The 24726-nt window shown below is 63.4% G+C and carries 21 protein-coding genes; 7 read left to right on the forward strand and 14 right to left on the reverse strand.

What is annotated here, in order from left to right:
• Window positions 1-3 precede the first annotated feature (3 nt).
• Window positions 4-801 (forward strand): DUF4382 domain-containing protein, encoded by a 798-nt coding sequence (locus I2I01_RS15360; protein ID WP_196287350.1) that lies wholly within the window; start codon window positions 4-6, stop codon window positions 799-801.
• A gap of 148 nt (window positions 802-949) precedes the next feature.
• Here the strand turns inward: I2I01_RS15360 and I2I01_RS15365 are convergent, their stop codons facing one another.
• The 5 genes from I2I01_RS15365 to I2I01_RS15385 all read right to left on the reverse strand — a co-directional run bounded on the left by I2I01_RS15365 (window position 950) and on the right by I2I01_RS15385 (window position 3810).
• A complete protein-coding gene (locus tag I2I01_RS15365; RefSeq protein WP_196287351.1) occupies window positions 950-1582 on the reverse strand; it encodes a thioredoxin family protein in 633 nt (210 codons plus the stop codon).
• Window positions 1583-1676: 94 nt separating this feature from the next.
• Window positions 1677-2174, reverse strand: a complete 498-nt coding sequence (locus I2I01_RS15370) for a DinB family protein (protein WP_196287352.1) — start codon at window positions 2172-2174, stop codon at window positions 1677-1679.
• 100 nt (window positions 2175-2274) lie between these two features.
• Complete coding sequence (locus I2I01_RS23285) at window positions 2275-2730, reverse strand: DUF6970 domain-containing protein (RefSeq protein WP_211537977.1); 456 nt, start codon at window positions 2728-2730, stop codon at window positions 2275-2277.
• Window positions 2731-2822: 92 nt separating this feature from the next.
• Window positions 2823-3224, reverse strand: a complete 402-nt coding sequence (locus tag I2I01_RS15380) for a diacylglycerol kinase family protein (protein WP_211537978.1) — start codon at window positions 3222-3224, stop codon at window positions 2823-2825.
• Window positions 3217-3810, reverse strand: a complete 594-nt coding sequence (locus I2I01_RS15385; protein WP_196287353.1) for a GNAT family N-acetyltransferase — start codon at window positions 3808-3810, stop codon at window positions 3217-3219. The genes I2I01_RS15380 and I2I01_RS15385 overlap by 8 nt, the downstream gene beginning before the upstream one ends.
• 189 nt (window positions 3811-3999) lie before the next feature.
• Between I2I01_RS15385 and I2I01_RS15390 the strand changes: the two genes are divergently transcribed.
• Entirely contained in the window at window positions 4000-5031 is a 1032-nt protein-coding gene (locus tag I2I01_RS15390) for an Atu2307/SP_0267 family LLM class monooxygenase (protein WP_196287354.1), read from the forward strand.
• A gap of 91 nt (window positions 5032-5122) precedes the next feature.
• Here I2I01_RS15390 and fumC read toward each other — a convergent pair whose 3' ends face one another.
• Window positions 5123-6523, reverse strand: coding sequence for a class II fumarate hydratase (gene fumC / locus I2I01_RS15395; RefSeq protein WP_196287355.1), 1401 nt, complete (start codon window positions 6521-6523; stop codon window positions 5123-5125).
• Between the two features lie 159 nt (window positions 6524-6682).
• Between fumC and I2I01_RS15400 the strand changes: the two genes are divergently transcribed.
• A complete protein-coding gene (locus tag I2I01_RS15400) occupies window positions 6683-6859 on the forward strand; it encodes a hypothetical protein (protein ID WP_196287356.1) in 177 nt (58 codons plus the stop codon).
• Window positions 6860-6936: 77 nt separating this feature from the next.
• Here I2I01_RS15400 and I2I01_RS15405 read toward each other — a convergent pair whose 3' ends face one another.
• Window positions 6937-8190, reverse strand: coding sequence for a S8 family serine peptidase (locus I2I01_RS15405; protein WP_196287357.1), 1254 nt, complete (start codon window positions 8188-8190; stop codon window positions 6937-6939).
• 559 nt (window positions 8191-8749) lie between these two features.
• On the opposite strand from I2I01_RS15405, the gene I2I01_RS15410 reads away from it, so the two are divergent.
• On the forward strand, window positions 8750-9826 hold the full coding sequence (locus I2I01_RS15410) for a proline iminopeptidase-family hydrolase (protein WP_196287358.1): 1077 nt from the start codon (window positions 8750-8752) through the stop codon (window positions 9824-9826).
• A gap of 83 nt (window positions 9827-9909) precedes the next feature.
• On the opposite strand, the gene I2I01_RS15415 is transcribed toward I2I01_RS15410, so the two are convergent.
• Window positions 9910-11196 (reverse strand): energy transducer TonB, encoded by a 1287-nt coding sequence (locus tag I2I01_RS15415; protein WP_196287359.1) that lies wholly within the window; start codon window positions 11194-11196, stop codon window positions 9910-9912.
• The gene (locus I2I01_RS15420; RefSeq protein ID WP_196287360.1) at window positions 11183-11872 is read right to left on the reverse strand and encodes an RNA polymerase sigma factor; all 690 of its coding nucleotides are present in this window, start codon (window positions 11870-11872) and stop codon (window positions 11183-11185) included. The genes I2I01_RS15415 and I2I01_RS15420 overlap by 14 nt, the downstream gene beginning before the upstream one ends.
• A gap of 137 nt (window positions 11873-12009) precedes the next feature.
• Here I2I01_RS15420 and I2I01_RS15425 point away from each other — a divergent pair, with 137 nt between their 5' ends.
• Window positions 12010-14046 (forward strand): vWA domain-containing protein, encoded by a 2037-nt coding sequence (locus I2I01_RS15425; RefSeq protein WP_196287361.1) that lies wholly within the window; start codon window positions 12010-12012, stop codon window positions 14044-14046.
• Window positions 14047-14302: 256 nt separating this feature from the next.
• Here the strand turns inward: I2I01_RS15425 and I2I01_RS15430 are convergent, their stop codons facing one another.
• The 5 genes from I2I01_RS15430 to treF form a co-directional block, all read right to left on the reverse strand.
• Window positions 14303-15127 (reverse strand): porin family protein, encoded by an 825-nt coding sequence (locus tag I2I01_RS15430; RefSeq protein WP_211537979.1) that lies wholly within the window; start codon window positions 15125-15127, stop codon window positions 14303-14305.
• A gap of 290 nt (window positions 15128-15417) precedes the next feature.
• On the reverse strand, window positions 15418-18231 hold the full coding sequence (locus tag I2I01_RS15435; RefSeq protein ID WP_196287362.1) for a DUF7619 domain-containing protein: 2814 nt from the start codon (window positions 18229-18231) through the stop codon (window positions 15418-15420).
• A gap of 149 nt (window positions 18232-18380) precedes the next feature.
• Window positions 18381-20174, reverse strand: coding sequence for a hypothetical protein (locus I2I01_RS15440; protein ID WP_196287363.1), 1794 nt, complete (start codon window positions 20172-20174; stop codon window positions 18381-18383).
• Window positions 20171-20725, reverse strand: coding sequence for an RNA polymerase sigma factor (locus I2I01_RS15445; RefSeq protein ID WP_196287364.1), 555 nt, complete (start codon window positions 20723-20725; stop codon window positions 20171-20173). Before I2I01_RS15445 ends, I2I01_RS15440 begins: the two co-directional genes overlap by 4 nt.
• Before the next feature lie 189 nt (window positions 20726-20914).
• Window positions 20915-22576, reverse strand: coding sequence for an alpha,alpha-trehalase TreF (gene treF / locus I2I01_RS15450; RefSeq protein ID WP_196287365.1), 1662 nt, complete (start codon window positions 22574-22576; stop codon window positions 20915-20917).
• A gap of 169 nt (window positions 22577-22745) precedes the next feature.
• Here treF and I2I01_RS15455 point away from each other — a divergent pair, with 169 nt between their 5' ends.
• Window positions 22746-23156, forward strand: coding sequence for a BlaI/MecI/CopY family transcriptional regulator (locus I2I01_RS15455; RefSeq protein WP_196287366.1), 411 nt, complete (start codon window positions 22746-22748; stop codon window positions 23154-23156).
• Window positions 23134-24588 (forward strand): M56 family metallopeptidase, encoded by a 1455-nt coding sequence (locus tag I2I01_RS15460; RefSeq protein WP_196287367.1) that lies wholly within the window; start codon window positions 23134-23136, stop codon window positions 24586-24588. Before I2I01_RS15455 ends, I2I01_RS15460 begins: the two co-directional genes overlap by 23 nt.
• Window positions 24589-24726: the final 138 nt, after the last annotated feature.

Here is a 24726-nt window from a genome sequence, read left to right on the forward strand (position 1 = left end):
TTTATGAAAATCACACGTTTTTTACCTTACGCCGCTGCGGCCCTGTTGGGCTTGGCGAGCTGCTCTAAATCGGATGACTCGTCGGCCGGCATGTCTAAATTTGAAGTGCGCCTGACCGACGCGCCCGGTGACTACAAAGCCGTGAACCTGGACGTGCAGCAAGTGCAGGTGCACGTGAGCGACGACGATAAAGAAGAAGGCTGGCAGAACCTGAGCCTCATCCGGCCGGGCATCTACAACGTGATGGATTACACCAACGGCAACTCGGCCCTGCTCACCAGCGCCGACTTCCCGGCCGGTAAAATCTCGCAAATCCGCCTCATCCTCGGCAACAACAACACCCTGACGCTGCGCGACGGCACCGTGAAGCCTCTGAAAACGCCCAGCGGCCAGCAGTCCGGCGTAAAGCTGAAAATTGACGCCGTGCTGGTGCGTGACGTGACCTACCAGCTGGTGCTTGACTTTGACGTGGCCAAATCCATCGTGGCCCGTGGCAACGGCGACTACAACCTCAAGCCCGTTATCCGGACCGTCACGACGGCCGTGGCCGGCGGCATCCGCGGCACCGTAACGCCCGCTGCGGCCAAGCCGCTGGTGCTGGCCATCCGCACTTCCGTGACGCCCAACGACACGCTCAGCACCACGGCCGATGCTCTTGGCGGCTTCCTCATTCGCGCCGTGCCGGCCGGTACCTACCGCGTCGAATTCCAGACGGCCCTCCCCTATCACAACGCCACCCGCACCGGCGTGAACGTGACCAACGACCAGATTACCGACCTGGGCTCGGTGAGCGTTCAGTAGGGCCTGTTTAAACAAAACAAAACCGTTGTCATCCTGAGCGCAGCGAAGGACCTTATCGCGTCAGAATCATTTGTTCTAGCGTGATAAGGTCCTTCGCTGCGCTCAGGATGACAACGGTTTTGTTTTTCTAGCTTGGCCGTTGGGCAGGCTAGAATTTTTTCAGGTTGTGCAGCAGCGTCACCAGCTCGTGCTGGGTGCTGAGGGTGCGGTCCTGGGCGTACCAGGTGTGCAGCTGGGTGGCAAAGTCCTCGTAGGAAACGCCCTCTGCCTTGAGGCGGTTGAACAGCTCCTGGGCCGGGGCCGGGCGCGGGCCCCAGGTGCCGGCTTCCTTCAGCGTGTCGGTGCAAAGGGCCACGAGCTTGGGAATGGAGCGGCCGCCGTTGGTGAGGTAGCGGTCCATGAGGTCGAGGTTTTCGTCGCGCAGCACGTAGCGCGTGCTGATTTTGCCTTGGCTGGCGCGGGCCACAGCCTCCAGCACGGGCACAATCTGGGCGGCGTCGCCGCACCAGCCCTCCGTGATGATGAGCCACTCGTAGCCCCGGTCCAGTTGGTCGAGGGCTCGTTGCAGCTCGGGCAGCAGCTCCACGGTTTTGTCGAGGCGCTGCATGCGCTTGAGGTTCAGACGCGCATACTGAATGATTTGCTCCGACTGGTTGGGTCCGGTGGTCCGGTTCTCGGCCATCAGCTCGTCCAGGAGCTGGCGGTAGGCGGCGTAGGAATACGACTGGTTGAGCCGTTCGGCGGAAAGAACCGGCGCGGCCGTTGCCTGGGTTTCGGTCATGGCTAACAGATGATTGGCGGGTGGGTAGGACCAAAAAACCCTCCCGGGACCGGAAGGGTTTTCAAGAAACGTAAATGAAACAGTGCTGGTGCGCTTACAGGCTGGGCACAGCCGCTTGGGCGGCCGCGCTCAGCTCGCGGCAGTAGGTGATGAAGTCGGAGTTGACGGGCCCGAAGCCGTGGTCGCGCAGGCGGGTGGCTACCTGGGCGCGGTGGTAGCTGGCGTGCACCACCGCGTGGGTCAGGATGTCGTGCACCATGCTGTCGTAGCTGTTGCCCAAGGAGTTGGTATAGGAAATCAGGCGCTGCAGCTCGGTTTCGTCGGCGTGCACCATCAGCTGGTGCAAAGCTTCTGAGGTTTGCTCGTGCAGGCGGTGGATGGTGGGCAGGTCGTGCTCCTGCCACACTTTTACAGGCTGGGGCTGGCCGCCGATGCGCGAAATCCAGATGGCCTGGGCGTTGAGCACGTGGCTGAACAGGCGCAGCACCACGGTCGGAATTTCCTGGCCACTGGCCGCAATTTCATCGAGGCGCTGCAGGACCGTTTCGTTGGCCCACACGTTGAAAGCGCCGAGTTTTTCTAAAGTATTCATATCAATAGTGTTGAGTTTTGAATGCTGAGGGTTGAATTTGAAATGATGAGCTCTGAAGACATAGCAACTCAACATTCAACACTCAACCCTCAGCACTTCATTACCGCGGGTCTTGCCACACCAGTTTTTCGTTGGTTTTACGTTTGTCAAAGTCCGGGCACTTGCCGTCGCCTTTGCCGGTGATGCCGCCGTCGGGCTGGCAAATGAGCTTGCCCTGCGTGTCGTACACGTTAGAGTATTGGTCGCAGCACGGAGCCGAGATGTAATACACTTTCCGGCCCTCGTAGTCGTAACGCAGGATGCGGGTGATGGGGTTGCGCTTGCGCTCGGCCAGCACCTCGGCAATGCGGGCCTTCAGCCACGGCGGGCGCGCGGTGGTGTCCGACTCGGCTACGCGGGCGGGCACGGGGTCCACGGTATTAGCACTGGTGGGCGCGGGTGTGGACGGGCCGTTTACCTGGCCGTTTTCGGGCGGCGTGGTGGGCGTGGTCACGCTCACCTGCTGGGGAGCGCAGGCGGTGGTCAGCAACAAGGCGGCGAAGGAAAGCAGGCGCATAAGCTCGAAGAAAAAGAAACGGCTGACGCTAATACGGCCAGACCGGCTATGGTTACGCCGCACGCGGGCAATGGTTCAGGTCGGGACGGGGGTTATAGCACCAACAGCCGCGGAACGAACACCAGCCCGCCCACCACCAGCGCCCCCAGCGCCGCCAGCAGCACAGCGGCGGCGGCCACGTCCTTGGCTTTGCCGGCCAGCACGTGGTAATCGGGCGAGGCCAAATCGGTGAGGGCTTCAATGGCCGTATTCATCAGCTCCGCCGACCACACGCAGGCCACCGAAATGGCTACCAGTGCCCATTCCAGGCGCGAAATGCCGTAGTAAAAGCCCAGGCCGATAACCACCACCGTAGCGAAGGCGTGGAAGCGCAAATGCACCTCCGAGCGCAGCGCGGCCCACACCCCCCGAAAGGCGTGGCCAAAGCTGGCCACGCGCCGCCGCCACAGGCCCTCGGGGGGCCGCAGCCGGTTAGGAACTGGGGGCTCAGCCACGGGCTTCGTACTGCTGGAAAGTGGTTTGGCGCAGCTCCGACCAATCTTGCCGGATAACGCTGAAAATGACGGTGTCGCGCCGGAGGCCGCCCTGGGTAATGCGGTGGCTGCGCAGGGTGCCTTCCTCGGTGGCGCCCATGCGGGCCATGGCCGTGCGCGACTTGTAGTTGCGCGAGTCGGTTTCGAGCTCCACCCGCTCGTAGCCCATTTGGCCAAAAGCGTGGCACAGCAGCAGGTGCTTGCAGGCCCGGTTCAGGCCAGAGCGTTGGAACTGCGTGCCCACCCAGGTGTAGCCAATGCTCAGGCGCTGGTCGGCGGGCACCACGTTGTAGTAGCTGGTGCTGCCGGCCAGCTGCCCGGTTTCGCGGTCGATGATGGCAAAGGGGTAGCGCACGCCTCGCGCTCGGTCTTCCAGCGCCTGCCGGATGTATGCGGCCAGACTCACCGCGTCGTCGCCGCGCGTGAGGGTGTATTTCCAAAGGTCAGCGTCGAAGGCCACGGCTTTGAGGGCCTCGAAGTCGCCAATTTCCAGCGGGCGCAGGCGGGCACGGCTGTTTTCGAGCACAAGGGGAGCAGAGAAATCCATGGGGCGGCAAAGATGCTGGGAAAATAAGAAAGTGGTTGCCGCCAGGGTTGCCGCTTACGGGAGCAGAATTATTATTGCATGAATAATGTACATACATATAATGTATGTACATTTGAATCGTTTTGGTCATGACTGAGCCAAGCCTCAGGATTTGACCGACCATTTCCCACCGAACTAAACTGAACAAACATGGAAATTGGAATCGATAGTTTTGCCGCCTTCTTTGATAACGGCACCAACCAAAAGCCGAGCGGTGCCGAAGCCATGGGCCAGCTGCTCGACCGCATCGAGCGGGCCGACCAGGTAGGCCTCGACGTGTTCGGCATCGGTGAGCACCACCGCGCGGAGTTCCTGGATTCGGCCCCCGCCGTGATTCTGGCGGCCGCCGCGGCGCGCACCCGGCGCATTCGCCTCACCAGCGCCGTCACCGTGCTGAGCGCCACGGACCCGGTGCGGGCGTTCCAGGAATACGCCACACTGGATTTGATTTCGCAGGGCCGGGCCGAAATGGTGGTGGGCCGCGGCTCCTCCATCGAAGCCTTCCCGCTTTTCGGCTTCGACCTCGACGATTACGACGAGCTGTTTGCCGAAAAGCTGGACCTGCTCCTGCGCATTCGCGAGCAGGAAAAACTGCACTGGTCGGGCAAGTTTCGGCCGGCACTCACGGGGCAGGGCATCTACCCGCGGCCTGTGCAGGCGCAGCTGCCCATCTGGCTAGGCGTGGGCGGCACGCCCGCTTCGTTTGTGCGGGCGGGCACGCTGGGCCTGCCGCTGATGGTGGCCATCATCGGCGGCGATACCCACCGCTTCCGGCCCTTGGTGGACCTGTACCGCGAAGCGGGCCGCCGGGCCGGCCACGCGCCCGAGCAGTTGCAGGTGGGCCTGCACTCGCTGGGCTACGTGGCCGAAACCACCGAGCAGGCTATGGAGGAGTTCTTTCCGGGGTATGCACGCACCTTCACCAACCGCGCCCGCGAGCGGGGCGGCGCGCCCGTCACGCGGGGCATGTTCGACGCCCAGGCCGGGCCGCGCGGGGCGCTGCTGGTAGGCAGCCCCGAGGAGGTAGCCGCCAAAATCCTGCGTCACAGCGAAGCCTTGGGCGGTATCTCCCGCGTCACCTTCCAGCAGGACGTAGCCGCGTTGCCGCACACTGAAATCATGCAATCCATCGAGCTGCTGGGTACGCGGGTGGCTCCGTTGCTGCGGGCCGCGGCAGTGTAAAGGCTAAGCCGACGGCGCCGCATCTGTAAAAAAGAAGTCCCGGCTGCAAAGCCGGGACTTCTTTTTTATACCCAATTGAAGATGGCAAAGGCTACTTCATCTCGCCTACCATTTCCTCCGGCTTCAGCCACTCGTTAAACTGCTCTTCGGTCACGTAGCCCAGCTTGAGGGCGGTTTCCTTCAGCGTCGAGCCGTTTTTGTGGGCCGTCTGGGCAATTTCGGCGGCTTTGTAGTAGCCAATGTGCGGGTTGAGGGCCGTCACAAGCATCAGGCTGCTGTCGACGTGCTTCTTGATGTTTTTCTCCAGCGGCTTGATGCCCACGGCGCACTTGTCAGTGAAGCTCACGCACACGTCGCCGATGAGGCGGGCCGAGTGCAGGAAGTTGTAAATCATGACGGGCTTGAACACGTTCAGCTCGAAGTGGCCCATGGAGCCGCCCACCGAGATGGCCACGTCGTTGCCCATCACCTGGGCGGCCACCATCGTCATGGCTTCGCACTGGGTGGGGTTCACCTTGCCGGGCATGATGCTGGAGCCGGGCTCGTTGTCGGGAATGTCGATTTCGCCGATGCCAGCGCGCGGGCCCGAGCTGAGCATGCGAATGTCATTGGCAATTTTCATCAGGCTCACGGCCACGGTTTTGAGGGCGCCGTGGGCTTCCACAATTGCATCGTGGGCGGCCAGGGCCTCAAACTTGTTCTCGGCCGTGATGAAGGGCAGGCCGGTGAGGTCGGCAATGTGCTTGGCCACGTTCACGGCGTAGTTCTTGGGCGTGTTGATGCCCGTGCCTACGGCGGTGCCGCCCAGCGCCAGCTCGCTCAGGTGAGCCAGCGTGTTCTTGATGGCGCGCAGGCCGTGGTCGAGCTGCGACACGTAGCCCGAAAACTCCTGGCCCAGCGTGAGCGGCGTGGCGTCCATGAAGTGGGTGCGGCCGATTTTCACGATGTGCATGAACTCCTGCGACCTGGCTTTCAGCGCGTCGCGCAGCTTCTCGATGCCGGGGATGGTGGTTTCGACCAGGATTTTGTAGGCCGCGATGTGCATGGCCGTCGGGAACGTGTCGTTCGAGCTCTGGCTCTTGTTCACGTCGTCGTTGGGGGCCAGGGCCTTCTTCTCATCGGTGAGCTGGCCGCCCTGCAGCACGTGGCCGCGGTAGGCAATCACCTCGTTGAGGTTCATGTTGCTTTGCGTGCCCGAGCCCGTTTGCCACACCACCAGCGGGAACGAATCGGCCAGCTTGCCGGCCAGGATTTCGTCGCACACTTTGCCAATCAGCTCGGCTTTCTCGGCGGGCAGCACGCCGGCGTCGCGGTTGGTGAAAGCGGCGGCCTTCTTGAGGTAGGCGAAAGCGGCGATAATTTCCTTGGGCATCTTGTTGATGTCCTGCGCGATGGGGAAATTCTCGATGGAACGCTGCGTTTGCGCGCCCCAGTAGGCGGTGGCAGGCACCTGCACGGTGCCCATGGTGTCCTTTTCGGTGCGGAAATCCATGCGGGTTGGTGGAGTGGAGGAGTAAATCAGTGAGTTCGAGCAGACGCCAGGCAGCGCCTGCCGGGCGCAAAAGTACGCAGCCGGGCCGGCCCCGCCCGCCGCCAGGCAGCCATGCCCGGTCCAATGCCGTACACGCAATCAACCCAACCTATTTGCTTTATGAACCAGCCCACTCCCACCCCCGACCCTACCCACGAGCCGCCCGTGCCCGTGCAAGGCAACGGCGCCCCCGACTACAGCGACGTTGAAGTCACGACCGAGTCTGACCTGCCCACCCCCACCAAGCCCGGCGGCAGCGCCACCGAGCCCGAAAGCGGCGGTGGCTACAGCGGCTAAGGCACCGGTCAGCGCTATCCCTTAGGAAACAAAAAAGGCAGCCCTTGGGCTGCCTTTTTCTGTAATGATAAGTCGTCTTACAAGTGCGCAATGGGGTCAGCCGAGCCGTCGGGGTCGCTCTTTACGCTGCCGTTGGTGGTGAAAGACTTGCCGCGCAGGAGCAGCACACCGGCCATGTGCGGCGTGGCCATGCTCGTGCCGCTGATGGTGTTGTAGCTGCCGCCAATCCAGGTTGAGTTGATGTTGACGCCGGGCATGCAGTAGTCCACGGGCGGGTTGCCGTAGTTCGAGAAGTAGGCCCAGGTATCGGTGTTGTCCATGGCCGACACGGTGAAGATGTTGGCACCGTTTACGCGGGCCGGCGAGGCTTGGGTGGCGCTTACGCCATCGTTGCCGGCGGCCACGGCGAAGAGGATGCCTTTGTTCGACGCATTCAGCACGGCATCGTCGAGGGCCTGCGAGGCGCTGCCGCCAAGGCTCATGTTGGCCACGTCGCCGACGCGGGCGTTGGCTCCCACGTAGTCGATGCCCGCAATCACGCCCGAACTGGTGCCGCTGCCGCTCGAATCGAGCACGCGCACGGCCACCACAGTGGCGCCGGCGGCCACGCCCACCACGCCAATCGAATTGTTTTTGGCGGCAATGGTGCCCGCCACGTGGGTGCCGTGGCCGTTGCCGTCGTTGGGCGAGGCATAGTCAGCGCCGCTGCTGCTGCTCAGGAACGAGCGGCTGCGGCCCTGGTCTACGGTCAGGTCGGGGTGAGTGAGGTCGATGCCTGTGTCAATAATCCAGGCGGTGCGGCCGGTGCCGTCGCCCGAGCCCACGCGGCTGATGCCGTAAGGAATGGTTTGGGTCGAAGGGGTGGGAGCGGGGGCGGGGGCCGTGCCGCCTTTCACCGGCTTGCCGAGGCTGACAATCTTGTCTTGCTCCACGTAGGCCACGCGGCCGTCGCTGGCTAGGGCGGCGGCTTCATGCCCCGTCAGGCGGGCCGAAAAGCCTTTGATAACGTGGCCATAGGCGTTGCCCACGGCGCTGGCTTGCAGCCCGCGGCCGCGCAGCAGGCCCTGGGCCGCGGCCCGCACTTTGCCCACTTTGTCGGCGTAAGTATCGGTGGGGTCAGTGGCCACTGCATTGTCTTTCAAGACAATGATGTATTGGCCGGGTATCAAATCGTCGGCGCGCACGTCGCTGGCCGTGTTGGTGGTGGGGGTGGCGGCGCTGCTGGGGGCTACCTCTTCCCGCGAGCAGGAAACGAGGCCGCACGAAGCTGCAAACAAAGAGCCGCCGAGCAGCAGGGAAGCAAAGCGCGAGGTCGATTTAAATTTCTGCATCAAGACTATTGGGTGAAGTGAATGAAAGCAGGACTGAAATCCGTGACGAGGGCAGAAAGGATGTTCGGGGTGGAATGGTTCCCATGGTTAATTTGAACATGTCTAAGTAGGCGGTTACATAGATTATAAAGCACTGTTTTTTGTATTGATAAATAATTTTTAAAATTGCGGGGTATTATTAAAAATAAATCAAATTACGGATGATGTATGATGAATATTGTCTGAATTGAGATGTGTATTCAGTAGATATAATATTTGCCAAGTCGATTATTAATAATTGAATCCTGCTAATAAAGAATGAGGCATTTGCGTAAAAGCTCTTATTGCCTGTCAAGGAAGCGAGCGGAACAAATGCTGCTACAGTGGCAGCCAGCTTGGGCTGCCTGCCACCATCTGAAAAGCGTTGGTTGCGAGTGGCTGATATGCTCTACCTTGTGTCAGATTGCCAGGAGCCAGGCTCCCGCTGTAATGCTGGTTGGGGGTACGCCGCAGCCAAATGCTGCCCCGTGGCCGGGCCGCTGCTGATAACCACTTTGCTCATTCATTCACCGCATTGTAAATGAAGACCTTTACTTTCCTGCAACTAGCAATTGGGGTGCTTGGTACCGCTTGGTTGGCAGGCTGCAGCCAGCCCAATGCTGCTTCCGAAACGGCCGCTACCACGGCCGCCGTGCCGGCCAGCTACTTCGACAACCCCGAAACCGGCGTGCAGGACGGCAACGTGCGCGTGATTCCCATCAGCACGCCCAAGGGCACGTTCAAGGTCTGGACCAAGCAGTACGGCAACAGCCCCAAAATCAAGGTGCTGCTGCTCAATGGCGGTCCGGGCGCCACGCACGAGTATTTCGAGTGCTTCGAGAACTTTCTGCCCAAGGAGGGTATCGAATTCATCTACTACGACCAGCTGGGCTGCGGCAACTCTGACAACCCCCGCGATACCGCCATGTGGAGCCTGCCGCGCTACGTGGAGGAGGTAGAGCAGGTGCGCCAGGCCCTGAAACTCGACAACACCAATTTCTACCTGTTGGGCCACAGCTGGGGCGGCATCCTGGCGGCTGAGTACGCCTTCAAGTACCAGCAAAACCTCAAGGGTCTCATCATCTCGAACATGATGATGAGCTGCCCCGACTACGGCCGCTACGCCGACGAGGTACTGGCCAAGCAGATGAAACCCGAAGTGCTCAGGGAAATCCGGCAGATTGAAGCCCGCAAGGATTTCAGCAACCCGCGCTACATGGGCCTGCTCGAACCCAACTTCTACGCCGAGCACCTGTGCCGCATCGTGCCCAACCCCGAGCCCGTGACCCGCGCCATGAGCAAGCTCAACCAGTCGCTCTACGTGACCATGCAGGGCCCAAGCGAGTTCGGTATCTCGGGCAAGCTGGTGAACTGGAACCGCGTGCCCGACCTGCCCAAGCTGGCCGTGCCCGTGCTCAGCATCGGCGGCAAGTACGACACCATGGACCCCGCCCACATGCGCATGATTGCCACCAAGGTGCAGCGCGGCAACTCTCTCATTTGCCCCCAAGGCAGCCACATGAGCATGTACGACGACCAGCAAACCTACTTCAAAGGCCTGCTCACCTTCCTGAAAGCCGTGGACGCCGGCACCGTGAAGCCAGGCGCCGAGCTGTGAGTTTGGTTGTCAGTTAGTCGTTGTCAGTTGTTAGGAAAAACGCCAATCTATTGGCCCGACAACGAGCAACTGACAATTGACAACTAAAACGGTATGGTGAAATCTACCGTGAGCGGGGCGCGGCGGCCACCGGCGATGCCGGGCTGCCATTTGGGGCCTTCGCACACCAGGCGCAGGGCTTCGGCGTCGTAGTCGGCGCGCAGGCCGCGGGTCACTTTCAGGTTGCTCAGCTGCCCGTCGGCGCCCACGGTGAACTGCACGTGCACCAGTCCGCTGATGCGGTTTTCCTTTTCGGGCTCAAACTGCGCGGCCTCGCGGCGCAGGTAGTCGCGGAAGGCTGGCGTGCCGCCCACCGGTGCCGGCTTGATGGCGAAGCCCGCGGGCATGGGCGTGTTGAGCACCATGGCCGGCGCGGGTTCAGCCAGCTTGGCCTTGGCTTTCCTCAGGGGAGCAGCCGTTGTTACGGCTACTTCGCTGAGCGAACGCACGGAATCGGCGGCCGGTTGGGTGAGCACGCTTTCGCTTTTGGCCGCCGGGGCCAGGTCGGCCCGGGCCAGTTTTGATTCCTGGGAGTTGTCGTCGGCGCCTGCAGTTGCCTGGTTGGCTTGGGATATGCCCACTGGGGCGGCCGTTTCCGAAGCAACAACCATATCGGCAGCCGGTGCTGCGGAAGGCGCAGCGGGCCTTGCTGCTGGCCGGTGCGGGGGCGAGGCCGGCAGGCGGGAAGCCGAATTGGCAAGCCAATCGGTACCTCCCAAGGTTGAGGGAGCGGGCTGCCGGCTTGCGCGGGGTTTTGCCGGGCGTTGCACGGCCGCGTAGTCGGCAGGAGCAGGGCTGGCCGGGGCGGGCGCTTGGGGCGCTGCGGCTATTGGTGCAGCTGAGCGAGTAGCCGGTGCAGCTGGAGGGGCAGCCGGCGCAGCAGCCGGCGCAGCAGCCGGCGCAGCAGCCGGCGCAGCAGCCGGCGCAGCAGCCGGCGCAGAGGGAGCTTCCTGGCGCGCAGTAGCAGGCGGCGCGGCTGATTCGTATTTTTCCCAGCCCCAGATGCCGGTGCCCACCACGGCCAGCAGCGCCGCCGCGGCCGCCAGGCGCGGCCAGGCCCAGCCACCCGCCGCGGGTTCGGGCTCGGCTTGGCCCAGGCGGGCTTGCAGGCGGGTGCGCAGCTCGGCAATGGCGCGGTCGGTGGTGGGGCCGTCGCTCATCGAGAAGCCTTCCACCAATTCGGCGCAGCGCTCGCAGTCGAGGGTGTGGGCCTCGATGCGGTGCTCCTCGGTGGGCGCCAGGGTGCCGGCCGCGTAGGCACGCAGCTCGGCCGTGGCCGGGTGCGGGCCGGGAGCGGGCAGCTGGGCAAAAGGCGAATCAGCGGGCGACATGGAGCGGGTTATTATCGGAAGCGGGAAGCGGGGCGTGCGACGAGGAAACAGCCGGGGCCGGTGGGTCGAGCTGGCGGCGCAGCATGCGCTTGCCGTTTTGCAGGTGGCTGCGCACCAGGTTTGGTTCGAGGCCGGTTTCGATGGCGATGTCGCGGTAGCTTTTCTTTTCGAGGTAAAACAATTCGAGGCAACGGCGCTGGGCCGGGGGGAGCTGAGCCAGGGCCTTTTCCATGCTTTGCAGGCGGATTTCGGTTTCCTGGGCGTCCTCGGCGGCGGCTTCCTCGTCGAGCAGATGCCGGGCACCGGCGGTTTCCACATCGGTGGCGTCAGGCAGGGTCAAAATCAGGGGCCCGGCGCTGGGGCCGGCGCGCTTGCGGGCCCGCAGCTGCATCAGGCAATGGTTGCGGGCGGTGGTGTGCAGCCAGGCCGGGAAGTTGTCGGGCGCGTGGGTGCGCAGCACCTTCACTAGGTGTTCGAAGAGCTGCATGGTGGCATCCTGGGCGTCTTCGTCGGGCGGGGCCAGGTAGCGGCGGCACACGGCAAACGCTTCGGGCAGGTACCGGTCGTAGAGCAGGCCCAGGTCGGCCACGTTGCCGTGCGCGCGGTAGCGGGCCAGCAGCTCCTGGTCGGAGAGTGGCGCGGCAGCGGCAGACGGTTTGGCGCGGCGAAAGAACATGGCGCTGGGAAGTTAGGGCAATTTTGGGGGAAATGGGCAGGTAACACGAGCTTCGGCTTGCGCTACAAGCCGGCGTGTGCAATCCGCTACCCTCCCGCATCAGGTCAGCAAGTTCCACCTAACCAAGTCTTGCTGCCATGAGAAACTTATTGCTGCTGCCGCTGCTGGCGGCCCTGCTGAACGCACTGCCCGTCGTGGCCCAAAGTGTTGCTTTGCCCGTTTCACCAGCCAGCCAGGCCGATGCCCGAGTTGTGTCCGGGCGGGTGACGGACGAGGCCAACCAGCCGTTTCCCGGCGTATTGGTAGTGGTGAAGGGCACCACCCTCAGCACGCAGACGGATGCGAAGGGCAATTATTCGCTACGGGTGCCCAACGCCGCCAAAGCCGTGCTTCGGTTTGCTTTTGTGGGCTATGTAACCGTGGAAAAGCCGGTGGGGAAATTGCACACGCTGAACCTGCGTTTGCAGCCCGACAATCGGCAGTTGAATGAAGTGGTAGTGACGGCCTACGGCATCGAAACCAAAAAGGAAATCACCGGCGCGGCCGCCCAGGTGCTGCAAGGAAAAGTGGCGGGCGTACAGATTCAGACCGCCGCGCCGGACGACGCCAAGGGCAAGCGCGTCGTTATCCGGGGCGTTGGCGCGCCAATGGCAAATAAGTCGGCTGATTATGGCTACCATCTTGACGCCCCGTCCATGCCTACCCTGCCGGCGCGGGCCGAAGCCGGCGCCGGCGACACCTACGCCCACGTGCAGGAAAACAAGTTTTTCGAAGCGAAGAAAGACCCGCTCAGTACCTTCTCGCTCGACGTCGACAACGCTTCCTACACCAACGTGCGCCGCTTCCTCAACGAAGGCCAGCTGCCCCCGCGCGACGCCGTGCGAGTAGAGGAAATGCTGAACTACTTCCGCTACGACTACGCCGCGCCTCCCGCCGCCTCGCCCGACCCCGTGCGCATCAGCACCGAGCTGGCCGCCTGCCCCTGGAACCCGGCGCACCAGCTGGCCCGCATTGGCATTCAAGCCAAGAAAGTAGAAACCGCCAAGCTGCCGCCTGCCAACCTCGTGTTTCTGGTCGATGTATCGGGCTCCATGTCGGGCCCCGACCGGCTGCCCCTGGTGCAGGCCGGCCTGAAGCTGCTGGTGAAGCAGCTGCGGCCCCAGGACCACGTGGCGCTGGTGGCCTATGCCGGGGCCGCCGGCCTGGTGCTGCCGCCCACGCCCGGTTCGCAGCCCCAAGTTATTCTGGATGCCATCGACCGGCTGCAGGCGGGCGGCTCCACGGCCGGCGGCGCGGGGCTGCGCCTGGCCTATTCCACGGCCCGCCAGAGCTTCAACAAGGAAGGCAACAACCGCGTGATTCTGGCCACCGATGGTGACTTCAACGTGGGCGAAAGCTCCGACGCGGCCATGGAGCAACTGATTGTGGAGCAGCGCGAAAGCGGCGTGTTTCTGACGGTGCTGGGCTGCGGCCGCGGCAACTTGCGCGACGCCCGCATGGAAACCCTGGCCGACAAAGGCAACGGCAACTACGCCTACCTCGACAACCTCGACGAGGCCGGCCGGGTGCTGGTGGCCCAGTTTGGCGGCACGCTCTTCACCGTTGCCAAGGACGTGAAGCTGCAAGTCGAATTCAACCCCGCCCGCGTGGCCAACTACCGCCTCGTGGGCTACGAAAACCGCCTGCTCGAAGCCGAAGACTTCAACAACGACCGCAAAGACGCCGGCGAGCTAGGCGCCGGCCACACCGTGACGGCCCTCTACGAAATAGTGCCCGTGGGCAGCGCCCGGCCGTTAGTCGACGACCTCAAGTACCAGCCCTCGAAGCCTGCCACCGTCAGCATGCAGCAGTTCATCACCAACGACGTGCTGACGGTGAAGCTGCGCTACAAAGAGCCGCAGGGCAGCACTAGCAAGCTGCTGGCCCAGCCCCTCACCGGGCCCGCGCTGGCCATCGAAAAGGCCTCGCCCGATTTCCGCTTTGCCGCCGCCGTGGCGCAGTTTGGCATGTTGCTGCGCCAGAGCGAGCAAGGCGGCACGGCCACCTGGGCCGCCACCGAGCAGCTAGCCAACGGCGCCCGCGGTACCGATGCCGACGGCTACCGTGCCGAGCTGGTGCGCCTGGTGCGCCTGGCCGAGGGCCTGAGCGGAAGTGGGACGGTGGGCAAACGGTAGGGGCAGGCGCCGTTTTAGACGTTTGTCATCCTGAGCGCAGCGAAGGACCTTACCACGTTTGGAGTAATTACTGCAAACTGTTCTCTCATGAGAAGGTCCTTCGCTGCGCTCAGGATGACAAGTGTTTTCATTCGGGTATCTAACCAGAAAGGCCCCGCCGGACTACCGGCAGGGCCTTTTTTATAATCTATTTCGGATGCTTACCCAAGCAATAAGGGAACGAGAATAAGAGGAATAAAATGGCCGATAGTCGGCTTTAGAAGGAGTAGTTCAGGCCGACTTTGGCCACGCGGTTGTAGGCCTGGAAGCGGTTGTCGGCATCCAAGGAGGTGAGGCCATAGTCGTAGCCGGCGCTGAGGCCGAAGCCGTTGTCGAACTGGTAGCCCAGGCCCGCCACGGCGGCGAAATCGACCTTGCGGAGCTGGTTTGAGACGTCGAAGTCCTGCTTATAGGCCGAGAAGCCGAGCACGCTGGCATCCACGCGGGCTTTGCCATTCACCAGGAACGAGGCCTGCGGACCGGCGTAGAGGTAAAAGCCCGGCGTGACGTATACCTTGGCGAGCACCGGCACATCCACGTAAGCTAGGCGGGCCGTGCCGGTCACCTTCGCGTTCAGGAAATCGAGGGCCGGGAAGGGGAGGTTACCCGTGAGGACAGCGCCTTTTTCGGAATAGTTAACACCCGGCTCGATGGCGAAGCCGGGGCCCAGCGGCAGCGTGGCATAAATGCCAGCATAGAAGCCGGGACGCATCGACTTGCTAATGGAGCCGTCGGGGGCGTAACCGGCCAGGGTGGTGAAGCTCTTCACGGCGTCGCCCTGCAGGTCGGCTACGTTCAGGCCGCCCCGGAAGCCGAAGCGCACGCCGGAATTGGTGGTGCTGGTCGAGTTGGAGGTGGAGTACGCGGGCTTGCTGTAGCTGGGCGTGCGGCGGCTCGAGCTGCTGCCCATGGGCTTGGGCGAAGGAGCAGCTTTGGGGTTGCCGTAGGCGTCGCGGTACACTTGAGCCGAGGCCGAGCCGGCTGCTGCGGAAATCAAAAGGCAAGCCGCGGCCAGGCCGCCCGAAAGGCGTGAAAATTTCATGACCAGAATAGGTTGGGAAGGTGAAGAAAAGCGGCTCTATTGCCTGCCCGGGCTGCTTGGCCCGGCGCAGTGGCCGATGACAGGAGACATTACAAAACCGTGCCAAACCGCGCTGCGTTTGCTGCCGCCTTCCGCCGCAGCCCTTGTGTGAGCCGACCAAACCGCCCCCTTTCCAGACCAGCCGCCTGCTCCAATCGACCAACGCTCCGGCCCCAAAACGCAAAAAAGCCGGGCCGCTCCACTGGGCGGCCCGGCTTTTGTAGCCTTGGTAAAAGAACCGGGGTAGACGGCTACTCCCGCACCAGCTGCTGGCTGCTGGCCGGGCCGGTGGGCGGGGTTAGGCGTAGTACGTAAAAACCAGGTGCAAGGTCACGCAGGTCGAGCGTTTGGCGCAGCGGGCCAGCTGGGGCCGTGAAAGTTTGCCGGCGCACGCTGCGGCCCAGGGCATCGAGCAGGTCGAGGCGCACGGGGCCGGCCGTGGCCAGGTCGGCCGCCACGGTCACGGCGTCGGTGGCGGGGTTGGGGTAGGCGTTCCAGGCAGCGGCCGTGTGGTTGGCCAGGGCGGCCGAGGCCAGCATCACGGTGGTAGTGGCCGTGTTGGTCATGACCGGAGCATTGAAATCGAACACAATGCCAGCGCGGTTCGGAATCACTTCGCCCACGGCCAGCGTGGTGCGTGGCTGCACCCGAAAGCGCACGAAACCTTGCGAGCGGATAACGTCGACGTTGCGTCCGGGCAGGTTGATGCCAAGAAAACGAACGGTCAGCTGGCCGGCATTGGGGCCGGTGCTGGCCAGCGACCAGCTGCAGTTGTGCGACTGGGCCACCAGCGCGAGGCTGGACAAGTTGAGCTTGCTGGCGTCCAGGGTATCGGAGAGGATAACCGCGGTGGCTTCGGCCGTGCCCAGGTTCTGAAAGTGAATAGTGTAGTCGAGGGGCAAGCGGGTAGCCACCTGGGCGGGGGTCAGCCGTTCGTAGTTGACTTCAATGCTGTTGGGGTCGAAGGGGCCAACCACCGTTTGAGCGGCCGTGCTCGTGTTATCGGTCGCATCCACGTCGCCGACGAGGGGTGCCGTGGCGGTAGAAAGCAAGGCAGTGCCGAGCACCACATTGGTGGGCAGGCTGGCCAGCACGTCGTAATCCAGGTGCCCAAACGGGGCCAAGTTGGCGTAGGACCAACTCACGGTTTGGCCCGTGCGGGTGCCACTGGGCGTGCTGCTGATGTAGCTAAGGTGGCTGTCCAGCGTGGCCGTGACCGTGCCGCTGACCGTGGTGGTGCCCACGTTCTCCACCGTGACGCGGTAACGAACGGTGAAGCCGGCCCGGACGGCCCCGTATGGCGTGAGGGTGACGCGCACATCGGCTTGGTTAGCGACGGGCACTAGGCCAAAATGCTGGCCGGAAATGAGCTGGTTGCTGCCACTGAAGGTGCCGGCGTAAGAACCGCTGCTGGGCTGCGATATCGTGTAGTGGGCCACGGGGGCGAGGCTGAGCTGGTAAGCGCCGGGCGCCGCATAAGCTTGCAGCACGCCATCGGCCCCCACCGGGAAATAGCTCGTTGCGGTGCCTTGGGCCAGGATGCCGGTGAGCGGCCGCGCAAACATTTGCTCGGAAGCATCTTGCTGCCCATTGCCGTTCTGGTCCAGGTAAACCTGGCCGCGCAAGGTGTTTGCGTAGGCATTGAGGCGGCAAGCCACGAGGCCACTTCCCACGGTCGTTAGGGCTCCCAGCTGCAGCACCGGCAGATTGACTGACGGGCCGGGGCGGTTGGTTTGCGTTCGAGGGGTGCCGGCGGCGTATAGGTTCCCGCGCGAGTCCAGCCCCAAGCTGCTTATCGAATAATAGCTAAACCTTGTCGCCGACACACTGTAGTCGGTACGCGAGTCCGACGCGGCCCACTGTTCATCCCCTTGCGGCGAGTAATGCACGATGTTGAAGTAAGAACGCAGGGTCAGCGGCCCCAGCTTGACCGGGCTGTTAACCGGGTTTTGAACCGATACCGCGACATTCACCCCCCGGCTATTGGCAGCTAGCTGGTAGCCCATGTTGCCAGCTGTTCCCTGTTGTTCACCGCGGGCCCATTGCATGGCGCCGGAGGCATTGTATTTGGCTAAAAAGAAGCTGGGGCCCAGCGCGACGCCACTGAGTTGAATCCCGTTGGGCGCACTGCCGGTAATGTAACAGTTGCCCGCGGCATCGGCCAAGAGTGCTCCCAGCGAGGCACTTTGGCTCCAGGACCCCATCACAATAGTCCAAAGCGGCGTGCCAGATGCGTTGAAATTGATGAGCAACTGGTCGTTAATGGACGCAGAAGTGAGCAAGGATGTGCCCGAGCCCGGCCCCAACAGCAAATTTGCCCCCGCCGGAATGCATCCGCTTAGCAAGCAGCCGCCCCCTGGCTTCGCCCCGAACTTGCTGCTACTGAAAGAGAAACCAATGCCCGGGGCAAAATGCAACGTTTGCACCCATTGCGTAACGCCCGCACCGTTGATTTTGAGGATGTAAACCGAGTTGGCGTTAACTGGTACACCGCCCACGGTGGTACTGGAGTATGCAATGCTCTGCAGGTAGGCGTCGCCCGCGTCATCGGCCACCACGGTGCAGCCTTGACCGGTATTAACCGGCAAGGGCTGTGCCCATTGCAATGCGCCCGAGGCTGAGCATTTGGCGTGAAACGGCGAAGGCGGAGTCGCAGCCAATGGCAAAGGAGCGCCATCCCAGGTAATGGGGCCATTATTGGTGTATTGCTCTGCTGTGAAGTAGAAGCCACCGGCGCTATTATCGGCCGCCAGCGAAACGATAACCACTCCGTTCAGATTCTTTGCCCAGAGCACGGTGCCGGTCGAGTCGTATTTGACGATAACCGATGACATCGTGCCAAGGGCTCGAAAGGTGCTGCTTCCCACTATCACGCTGTCGCGGTAGGTTCCGTGAACGTAGGTATTCCCATTGGAGTCGGTAACGCTATTGACCGTGTTAGACCTCACCGTGTCGTTTGGGGTGCGTGACAATTTTGCCCAGGCGAAGGACTGCGCCCGCGCCGACCCCAGGCCGGCCCCGAACAGCAAGAGTGCCAGCAGGTAGCAATGGCGTAAAAGTTTCATAAGCTCAGACCAATGGTAGTGAAAAAGCCAAATGCGTGGCCGCGCGAAATAAAACGGCTGGCACCGCCCCGGCCGGAGCGCGGCGCCGCGTTTCAATCAGCCAGACCAGCCGCCTCCGGAAAAGGCTGCTGTTAAAGTCAACTAATTATTTATAGCTCGAACCGCAGTCCAAATAGCAGGCCCGTGGCCGTGGGCTGCTGCCGCAGCCCCGTTTCGGGCTTGTAGAGCGACAGGGCCTGCCAGCGCAGGCTGGGCGCCACGCTCACGCTGAAGCGGTTGGTGAGGGCATAGTTCAGCGCCAGCGAGCCCGTGAGGCCCACGTTGAGGGCCCGGAAGGGGCCGCTGCCCACGGTTATCTTCTCGGTGCGGAAGTTTTCACCGTCATCCGTCGTCACCTGCGTGCCGCCCAGGAAGAATTGCAGCTGAGCGCCCACGGCCACGTCGGTCCAGAGGCGGCTGGTGCCGGGGGCGGCCAGGCGGTAGCGCAGCAGCACTGGCACCGTGAAGAAGCGGTAGTTGGGCTGCAGCAGCCGGGTGGTCAGGGTTTCCTTCTTGCTGATGAGCGGCGTGGTGACGTGACTGGTGGTGCGCACCGTGTCGTGCTGAATGGTGGTGGTACGCACCGTGTCTTGCCGCGGCACATACACCGTGTCGTAGCGAATGACCTGCCCGCTGGCGTTGAACACCGGCGAGGGCTGCGGAATCTGGATGATGCGCACCGAGTAGGTTTGGTGGGTGCTGGTGTAGGCAGTGGCGGTCGTCGTGGTCGTGGTGTTGTAGGTCACGCTCACGGCGGTAGTTTTGTTGGTGATGCGCAGGTCGGCCCCGTAGGTGCTGTAGCCCACGCCGCCGCCCACGCTCAGGCGCGGCGTGAGGCGGTATTCGGCCAGCAGGTTGGCGCTGAAGCCGGCGCGGCCGGTTTCGTGGTTGCGGCGCAGGGCCGTGAGCGAGTCACCCTCGCGCCCTTGCAGGGTGAGGGTGTTCTGTTCGGGGGCAGCGGCCAGTAGCAGGCTCCAGCGGGAGGCTGGTTTCGGGTTTATGGTTTTCGGTTTCAGGTCAGCGGTGTCGGCGCGGGCCAGCGCGGGGGCAGCGGGCACGTCGCCCAGCACCAGCAGCAGGCTGTCGGTGCGGCGCTGCAGGCGCAGCAACTCGGCGCGCTCGGCCCGCAGGCCCCGCAGCAGGGCCGGCTGGCTGCCGGCGGGAAGGCGCACGCCCGGCCTCAGGGTGGCAATGCTGGGCAGCTGCACCAGCACTTGCCGCTCCAGCCCGGCCAGGGGCTGCAGCGTGGCGGGGGTGGAGTCGGCGGCTGCGGCTGGCGAAGGCACTGCAACTGGCACTTGAGCTACAGCCGTTTCCTGGGTTGCTGCAGGTTCAGGAGCGGACGCAGTGAAAACCGGAGCAATAGGCTTCCGGTCAGCTGTCAGCACGCCCGCTATTGCCACCGATAGCGCTGGCCGGCGAGTTTGCTGCGCTTTTCCGTTCGAATAAATAGCACGTGGGTTATGGGAGGCAGCATTCAACCGGGCTGTGGTGGGAACCGAAGCAGCTGTGCCGAGCGAAGCAGCCGCCACTTCCCGCGATGACAAACGCAAGCGCTGAACCTTCTGGGTGGGCGCCTGCATAGATTGGTGCGACGCCTTGCGCGCGCGCGTTGTTTCCTCCAAAGTACCTGAAGTCACGGCCGGAGCCTGCACCGCAGCCACCGGCCGCCCCGGGGCCGGCTCGTGCGGCAGCAGCCAGCCCGCCAGCCCGCTCAGCAGTGCCACCAGCCCGAATAGCAGCGGCAAAGGCAGCGGCCGGCGCCGCCCGTTTGGCGGGGCGGCCGGCGCGGCAATGCGTTGCTCAATACCGGCCCACACCGGCGCGGAGGGCTCCAGGCTGAAGTCTTCGAATTTGTCGCGCAGCGACTGGTCGAGGCGGTTTTCTTCTGGTTCGGGCATCATAGGTTCAAGTAGCTGGCCTGCTGCTGGTGCAGCCGGGTGAGTTGTTTGCGGGCCTTGCTGAGCTGGGCCTTGGAGGTGCTCTCCTGAATGCCCAGCAGCTCCGCGATTTCGCCGTGGCTGTAGCCGTCCACGGCGTAGAGGTTGAGCACGAGGCGGCAGCCGTCGGGCAGCTTTTCCATCAAAGCCAGCACCTCGGCCACGCCCAGGCGGTCGAAGGCGTCGGCATCGGCCGCGAAGGGTTCGGGCACATCGTCGAGCAACAGTTGCTGGCGGCGGTGCTGCCCGCTCTGCCAGTGGTTGAGGGCGGTGGTAACCACAATGCGGCGTATCCAGCCCTCAAAAGAGCCCTCGCCCCGGAAATCCGCGAGGCGCGTGAACACCTTCACGAAAGCATCCTGTAGGATGTCCTCGGCCTCGGCCACCGAGCGCACGTAGCGGCGCGCCACGCCCAGCATGCGGCCGGCGTAGCGGGCATACAGGGCACGCTGCGCCGCCGGCTCGTGGCGGCCGCAACGGGCAAGCAGGTCATCTAGCTCCGTAGAAAGGGGCATTACATCGGGAAAGCAGCGCAGCCCGGCCGGGTGCTGCCCGGCAGACAAGTTACTTCCCGAAAAGGCTGCCGGGGACGAGAGAAATATTTCTCTGTCATCCTGAGCGCAGCGAAGGACCTTCTCACGTTAGAGAAATCTGACGTGAGAAGGTCCTTCGCTGCGCTCAGGATGACAGGCGTTTTCCCCTATTTACCGCCGCTCCCGATTCAGCAGCTTCAGCAGCACCCCGTTGGTCCACCCGAAGCCGTCTTGCAGCGGGTACTCGCCCCCGCCGGCGGGGCGGTTCACGTTCACCACGTCGTACTTCTCCAGCAGCTTACCGGTTTGGGCAAACACGCGGCTGTTCAGCCGTACCCAGCGGTGGGCCACGGTGTCGGCCAGGGCCGTTTGCTGGTAGCGCGTCAGGCTTTCAATGGCTAGGTACTCCAGCGGGGCCCAGCCATTGGGCGCGTCCCATTGCTGCTTGGTAGCGCTGAGGGTGGTTACCAGGCCACCCGGTTTCAAGAAATTAGCTTTCAGCCCCGCCGCCACGCGGCTGGCCTGCGGCGCGGTGGCCAGCCCAAATGCCAGCGGAAACACGCCCGCCAGCGTGCGCACGCCGGAGCGTCGGCGTAGCCGCCAGTTGTAGTCCTGAAACCAACCAGCCTGGGCGTCCCAGCACAGGGCCAGCAGAGCCGTTTTGCGCTGCTCGGCTTTGGCGGCATAGGTGCGGGCCTGCGCCGCCTGGCCGGCTACGCGGGCGGCTTCGGCCAGCGTCATTTCCAGGTTATACAGCAGGCAGTTGAGGTCGACGGGCACTAGGTCGGTGGTTTGGATGCTGCCCAGCCCGCCGCTGGCCCCAAACCAGCGGCTGCTGAAGTCCCAGCCCGAGGCGGCCGCCGCCCGCACGTGGCGATAGAACTGCGCGGCTGGCTGCTTGCTCAGCTTAGCGGCGGCCACGTCCTCGGCGTACGATTCCTCGCGCGGCTGGTCGCTGTCGTCCCAGTAGCGGTTGAGCAGGGCGCCGGAGGGCAGGCGCACGGCGCGGCGGGTGGCGGTGCTGGGCTTCAGGTTTTCAGCGCCCTGCATCCAGTAGCGGTACTCGGCTTCCAGGGCCGGGCGGTAGCGCAGCAGTTCGCCGTTACCGCGCTCCTGGGCCAGCAGCTGCACCATGCGGGCAAAAAACGGCGGTTGCGAGCGGGTGAGGTAGTAGCTGCGGTTGCCGTTCGGAATGAACCCGTAGCGGCCAATCAGAAACGCAAAATTGTCGGCCATGTCCTTCACCATCTGAGTCTTGCTTGCCTCGGTCAGCCCCAGCATGGTGAAGTAAGAGTCCCAGTAGTACACTTCCCGGAAGCGCCCGCCCGGTACCACATACGGTTTGGGCAGCAGCAGCAGCGAGCCAAACGCGGCCAGCGAATCGGCCCCGTCCACGGGCGGGGCGGCGGGGCGGGCCAGCACCGTCCACAAGGTGTCGAGGTGGTGGCGCAGGCCGGCTTTTGCATCGGTTTTAAAAACCGCGGTGGTTTCCGTGGGCAGGTTAAAGTGCGTTTCCACAAAGGCTTTTAGCCGAAAGCCGGGCTGGCTTTTCTCGCGCTGCCACGCCGCTAGGATGGTGGCGGGTCGCTGCCGGGGCGTGGCGTCCACAAAGGTTTTATTATCAGGGAAGATGCGGCCCAGCTGCACAGCCTCAAACAGGCCCGGGAAAAGCTGCCGCGGCGAGGCCGGCCGCGCCGGCGCGGTGGCGGCAGGAGCCGGAGTAGTTGAAATTGCCGGGGTAGCGGCGGCTTTAGGAGCTTCTGTTTCGGCTTGGGCATGGGCAGAGCCCGCACCCAGCAGGCCCAGTAGTCCGGCAAGTAGGAGTCGTGACATAGCAGTAAGGGTTTGGCCGCGTACCAAGTGGCGATTTGCTTGCCCGAAGGCTTACGGGCGCTGGCGCCTGCAACGCCGAAAAATTCTTATCAACTAATGAAATAGTTTTTAAACTAAAAAATTAGTTGTACGTTTACAACTACCTCATCGATTCCACCGCTGCCCCTCAATGGACCCCGCTGCTTTCCCCGAACTCACCCGCGCCGAAGAACAAGTGATGCAAGTGCTCTGGCGCCGCGGCCCCTCCTTCGTGAAGGACGTGCTGGCCGAGCTGCCGGCTCCGCAGCCGGCCTACAACACGGTGTCCACCATCATCCGCATCCTCGAAACCAAGGGCTTTGTGGGGCATGAGGCGTTTGGGCGCACGCACCGCTACCACGTGCTGGTGCAGCAAGACGACTACCGCCGCTTCTCGCTGCGCAAGCTGCTGGGCGGGCACTTCGGCAATTCCTTCAGCCGGCTGGTTTCCTTTTTCGCCAAGGAAGAAAACCTCGACGCTGCCCAGCTCGACGAACTTCTCCGCCACGCTTCCCAACCTCAAAACCCCACCGAAGACGATGAACCAAATCAGCCTGCTTAACTGGATGCTGCTCAGCACGGGGCTGCTGGGCGCGTGCTGGCTCTGCTACCGCCTGGCCTTGCGCCAGGAGCGCAGCTTTGCCTACAACCGTTGGTACCTGGTGCTGGGGCCGGTGCTGGCGGCGGGCCTGCCGCTGCTGCCGGTGGCCTGGCCGGCAAGCTGGGGCGTCGGGCCGGCCCCGCTGGCGGGCGTGGCCTCGGTGCTGCTGCCCGTCGTGGCCGTGAGCTCGGAAGGTGCCACAGCTCCTCCGGCTACCTGGCCGCTGGTTCTGCTGCTAGCCTACCTCGCAGGCGTCGCCTTCATGCTGGGCCGGCTGGCGCTGGAACTGGGGCAGCTGTGGGGACGCACCCGCCGCCTGGCCCGCGAAAAGCGCGAGGGCTACACGCTGGTGCCCACCCACGGCGCGGTGCCCACCAGCTCGTTCGGCCGCCTGGTCTTTTGGGATAACACCCTGGCCCTGAGCCCGGCTGAGGCCGACCAAGTGCTGCGCCACGAGTGCGCCCACGTGCGCCAGGGCCACACCTACGACCGTCTGCTACTGGAGCTGTTGCGCGCCGGGCTGTGGTTCAACCCCTTCGTTCACCTGTGCGGCCGGGCCCTGGCCCTCACCCACGAGTACCTGGCCGACGAAGAGGCGCTGCGCCACGCCGCGGCCCAGGCGCCGGCCTTTGCCCCTGCCATTTCCTACACACACCTGCTGGCCCGGCAAGTGGCCAGCCGCCTCGGTTTCTCCATCCCGCTTGCGCACACCTTCTCCCATTCCCAAACCCTACGTCGCATTGCCATGATTCAGAAAACCTCCCCCGTTCGCCGCTGGAAGCAGTGGCTGGCGCTGCCGCTGCTCGGCGCCCTGGTGTTCACCGTTGCTTGCGAGCGCAGCACCGATGAGGTAGCTCCCAATGCCAAACCGGCCGTTACCCCCGTCAACGCCACCGCGTCCGAAACATCCGGCAAGTTCTATGACGGCGACATTCCGCCGCCCCCACCGCCCGCAATTGCAGGTTCCGACGCTCCCGCCGTCTCCAGCATTGACCGCGTGTATACCTACGTGGAGCAAATGCCGCAGCTGCCCGGCGGGGGCAATGCGCAGGCAATTGCGCAGTACCTGCAAAGCCACACAAAATACACCGATGACCTGCGCTTGAATCCGAAAGAAGGCGTTGTGTTCGCAAAATTCACGGTAACCGAAACCGGCGAAGTGAAAGATATCACCATCGTGAAAGGACTGTCGCGCGGATACGACCACGCCGTCCTGGATGCCATTCGGACCTTGCCGCGCTTCATCCCGGGCCGGCAGGACGGCAAAGCCGTGGCGGTGAGCTTCACGGTGCCGGTGCGGTTTGTGACAAAAGCGCCGGCAAATAGCGTCGGTTTGCAGCTAATCAATTGGTATGGCAACTGGGGCCCCAAACAAACCGGCGCAGGCTGTTAGAAGGGCCCGGCACGCTTTCCAGTTGGAAATAGGCAAGAAACCGCTCGAAAAGCTCCGGCCCGCGTCGGGGCTTTTCTGCGTTAAACACAACGCCAACCCGGCAAAATGGGCTAACTTGCACGCTGTACTGGCCTTCTA

It is taken from the genome of Hymenobacter properus, assembly GCF_015694735.1.
Taxonomy (GTDB): Bacteria; Bacteroidota; Bacteroidia; order Cytophagales; family Hymenobacteraceae; genus Hymenobacter; species Hymenobacter properus.

Bases quoted from the DNA above. Each gene is read 5' to 3' on its own strand.
- I2I01_RS15360 (WP_196287350.1), top strand. From the start codon at position 4: ATGAAAATCACACGTTTTTTACCTTACGCCGCTGCGGCCCTGTTGGGC.
- I2I01_RS15365 (WP_196287351.1), bottom strand. From the start codon at position 1,582: ATGACCGAAACCCAGGCAACGGCCGCGCCGGTTCTTTCCGCCGAACGG.
- I2I01_RS15370 (WP_196287352.1), bottom strand. From the start codon at position 2,174: ATGAATACTTTAGAAAAACTCGGCGCTTTCAACGTGTGGGCCAACGAA.
- I2I01_RS23285 (WP_211537977.1), bottom strand. From the start codon at position 2,730: ATGCGCCTGCTTTCCTTCGCCGCCTTGTTGCTGACCACCGCCTGCGCT.
- I2I01_RS15385 (WP_196287353.1), bottom strand. From the start codon at position 3,810: ATGGATTTCTCTGCTCCCCTTGTGCTCGAAAACAGCCGTGCCCGCCTG.
- I2I01_RS15390 (WP_196287354.1), top strand. From the start codon at position 4,000: ATGGAAATTGGAATCGATAGTTTTGCCGCCTTCTTTGATAACGGCACC.
- fumC (WP_196287355.1), bottom strand. From the start codon at position 6,523: ATGGATTTCCGCACCGAAAAGGACACCATGGGCACCGTGCAGGTGCCT.
- I2I01_RS15400 (WP_196287356.1), top strand. From the start codon at position 6,683: ATGAACCAGCCCACTCCCACCCCCGACCCTACCCACGAGCCGCCCGTG.
- I2I01_RS15405 (WP_196287357.1), bottom strand. From the start codon at position 8,190: ATGCAGAAATTTAAATCGACCTCGCGCTTTGCTTCCCTGCTGCTCGGC.
- I2I01_RS15410 (WP_196287358.1), top strand. From the start codon at position 8,750: ATGAAGACCTTTACTTTCCTGCAACTAGCAATTGGGGTGCTTGGTACC.
- I2I01_RS15415 (WP_196287359.1), bottom strand. From the start codon at position 11,196: ATGTCGCCCGCTGATTCGCCTTTTGCCCAGCTGCCCGCTCCCGGCCCG.
- I2I01_RS15420 (WP_196287360.1), bottom strand. From the start codon at position 11,872: ATGTTCTTTCGCCGCGCCAAACCGTCTGCCGCTGCCGCGCCACTCTCC.
- I2I01_RS15425 (WP_196287361.1), top strand. From the start codon at position 12,010: ATGAGAAACTTATTGCTGCTGCCGCTGCTGGCGGCCCTGCTGAACGCA.
- I2I01_RS15430 (WP_211537979.1), bottom strand. From the start codon at position 15,127: ATGAAATTTTCACGCCTTTCGGGCGGCCTGGCCGCGGCTTGCCTTTTG.
- I2I01_RS15435 (WP_196287362.1), bottom strand. From the start codon at position 18,231: ATGAAACTTTTACGCCATTGCTACCTGCTGGCACTCTTGCTGTTCGGG.
- I2I01_RS15440 (WP_196287363.1), bottom strand. From the start codon at position 20,174: ATGATGCCCGAACCAGAAGAAAACCGCCTCGACCAGTCGCTGCGCGAC.
- I2I01_RS15445 (WP_196287364.1), bottom strand. From the start codon at position 20,725: ATGCCCCTTTCTACGGAGCTAGATGACCTGCTTGCCCGTTGCGGCCGC.
- treF (WP_196287365.1), bottom strand. From the start codon at position 22,576: ATGTCACGACTCCTACTTGCCGGACTACTGGGCCTGCTGGGTGCGGGC.
- I2I01_RS15455 (WP_196287366.1), top strand. From the start codon at position 22,746: ATGGACCCCGCTGCTTTCCCCGAACTCACCCGCGCCGAAGAACAAGTG.
- I2I01_RS15460 (WP_196287367.1), top strand. From the start codon at position 23,134: ATGAACCAAATCAGCCTGCTTAACTGGATGCTGCTCAGCACGGGGCTG.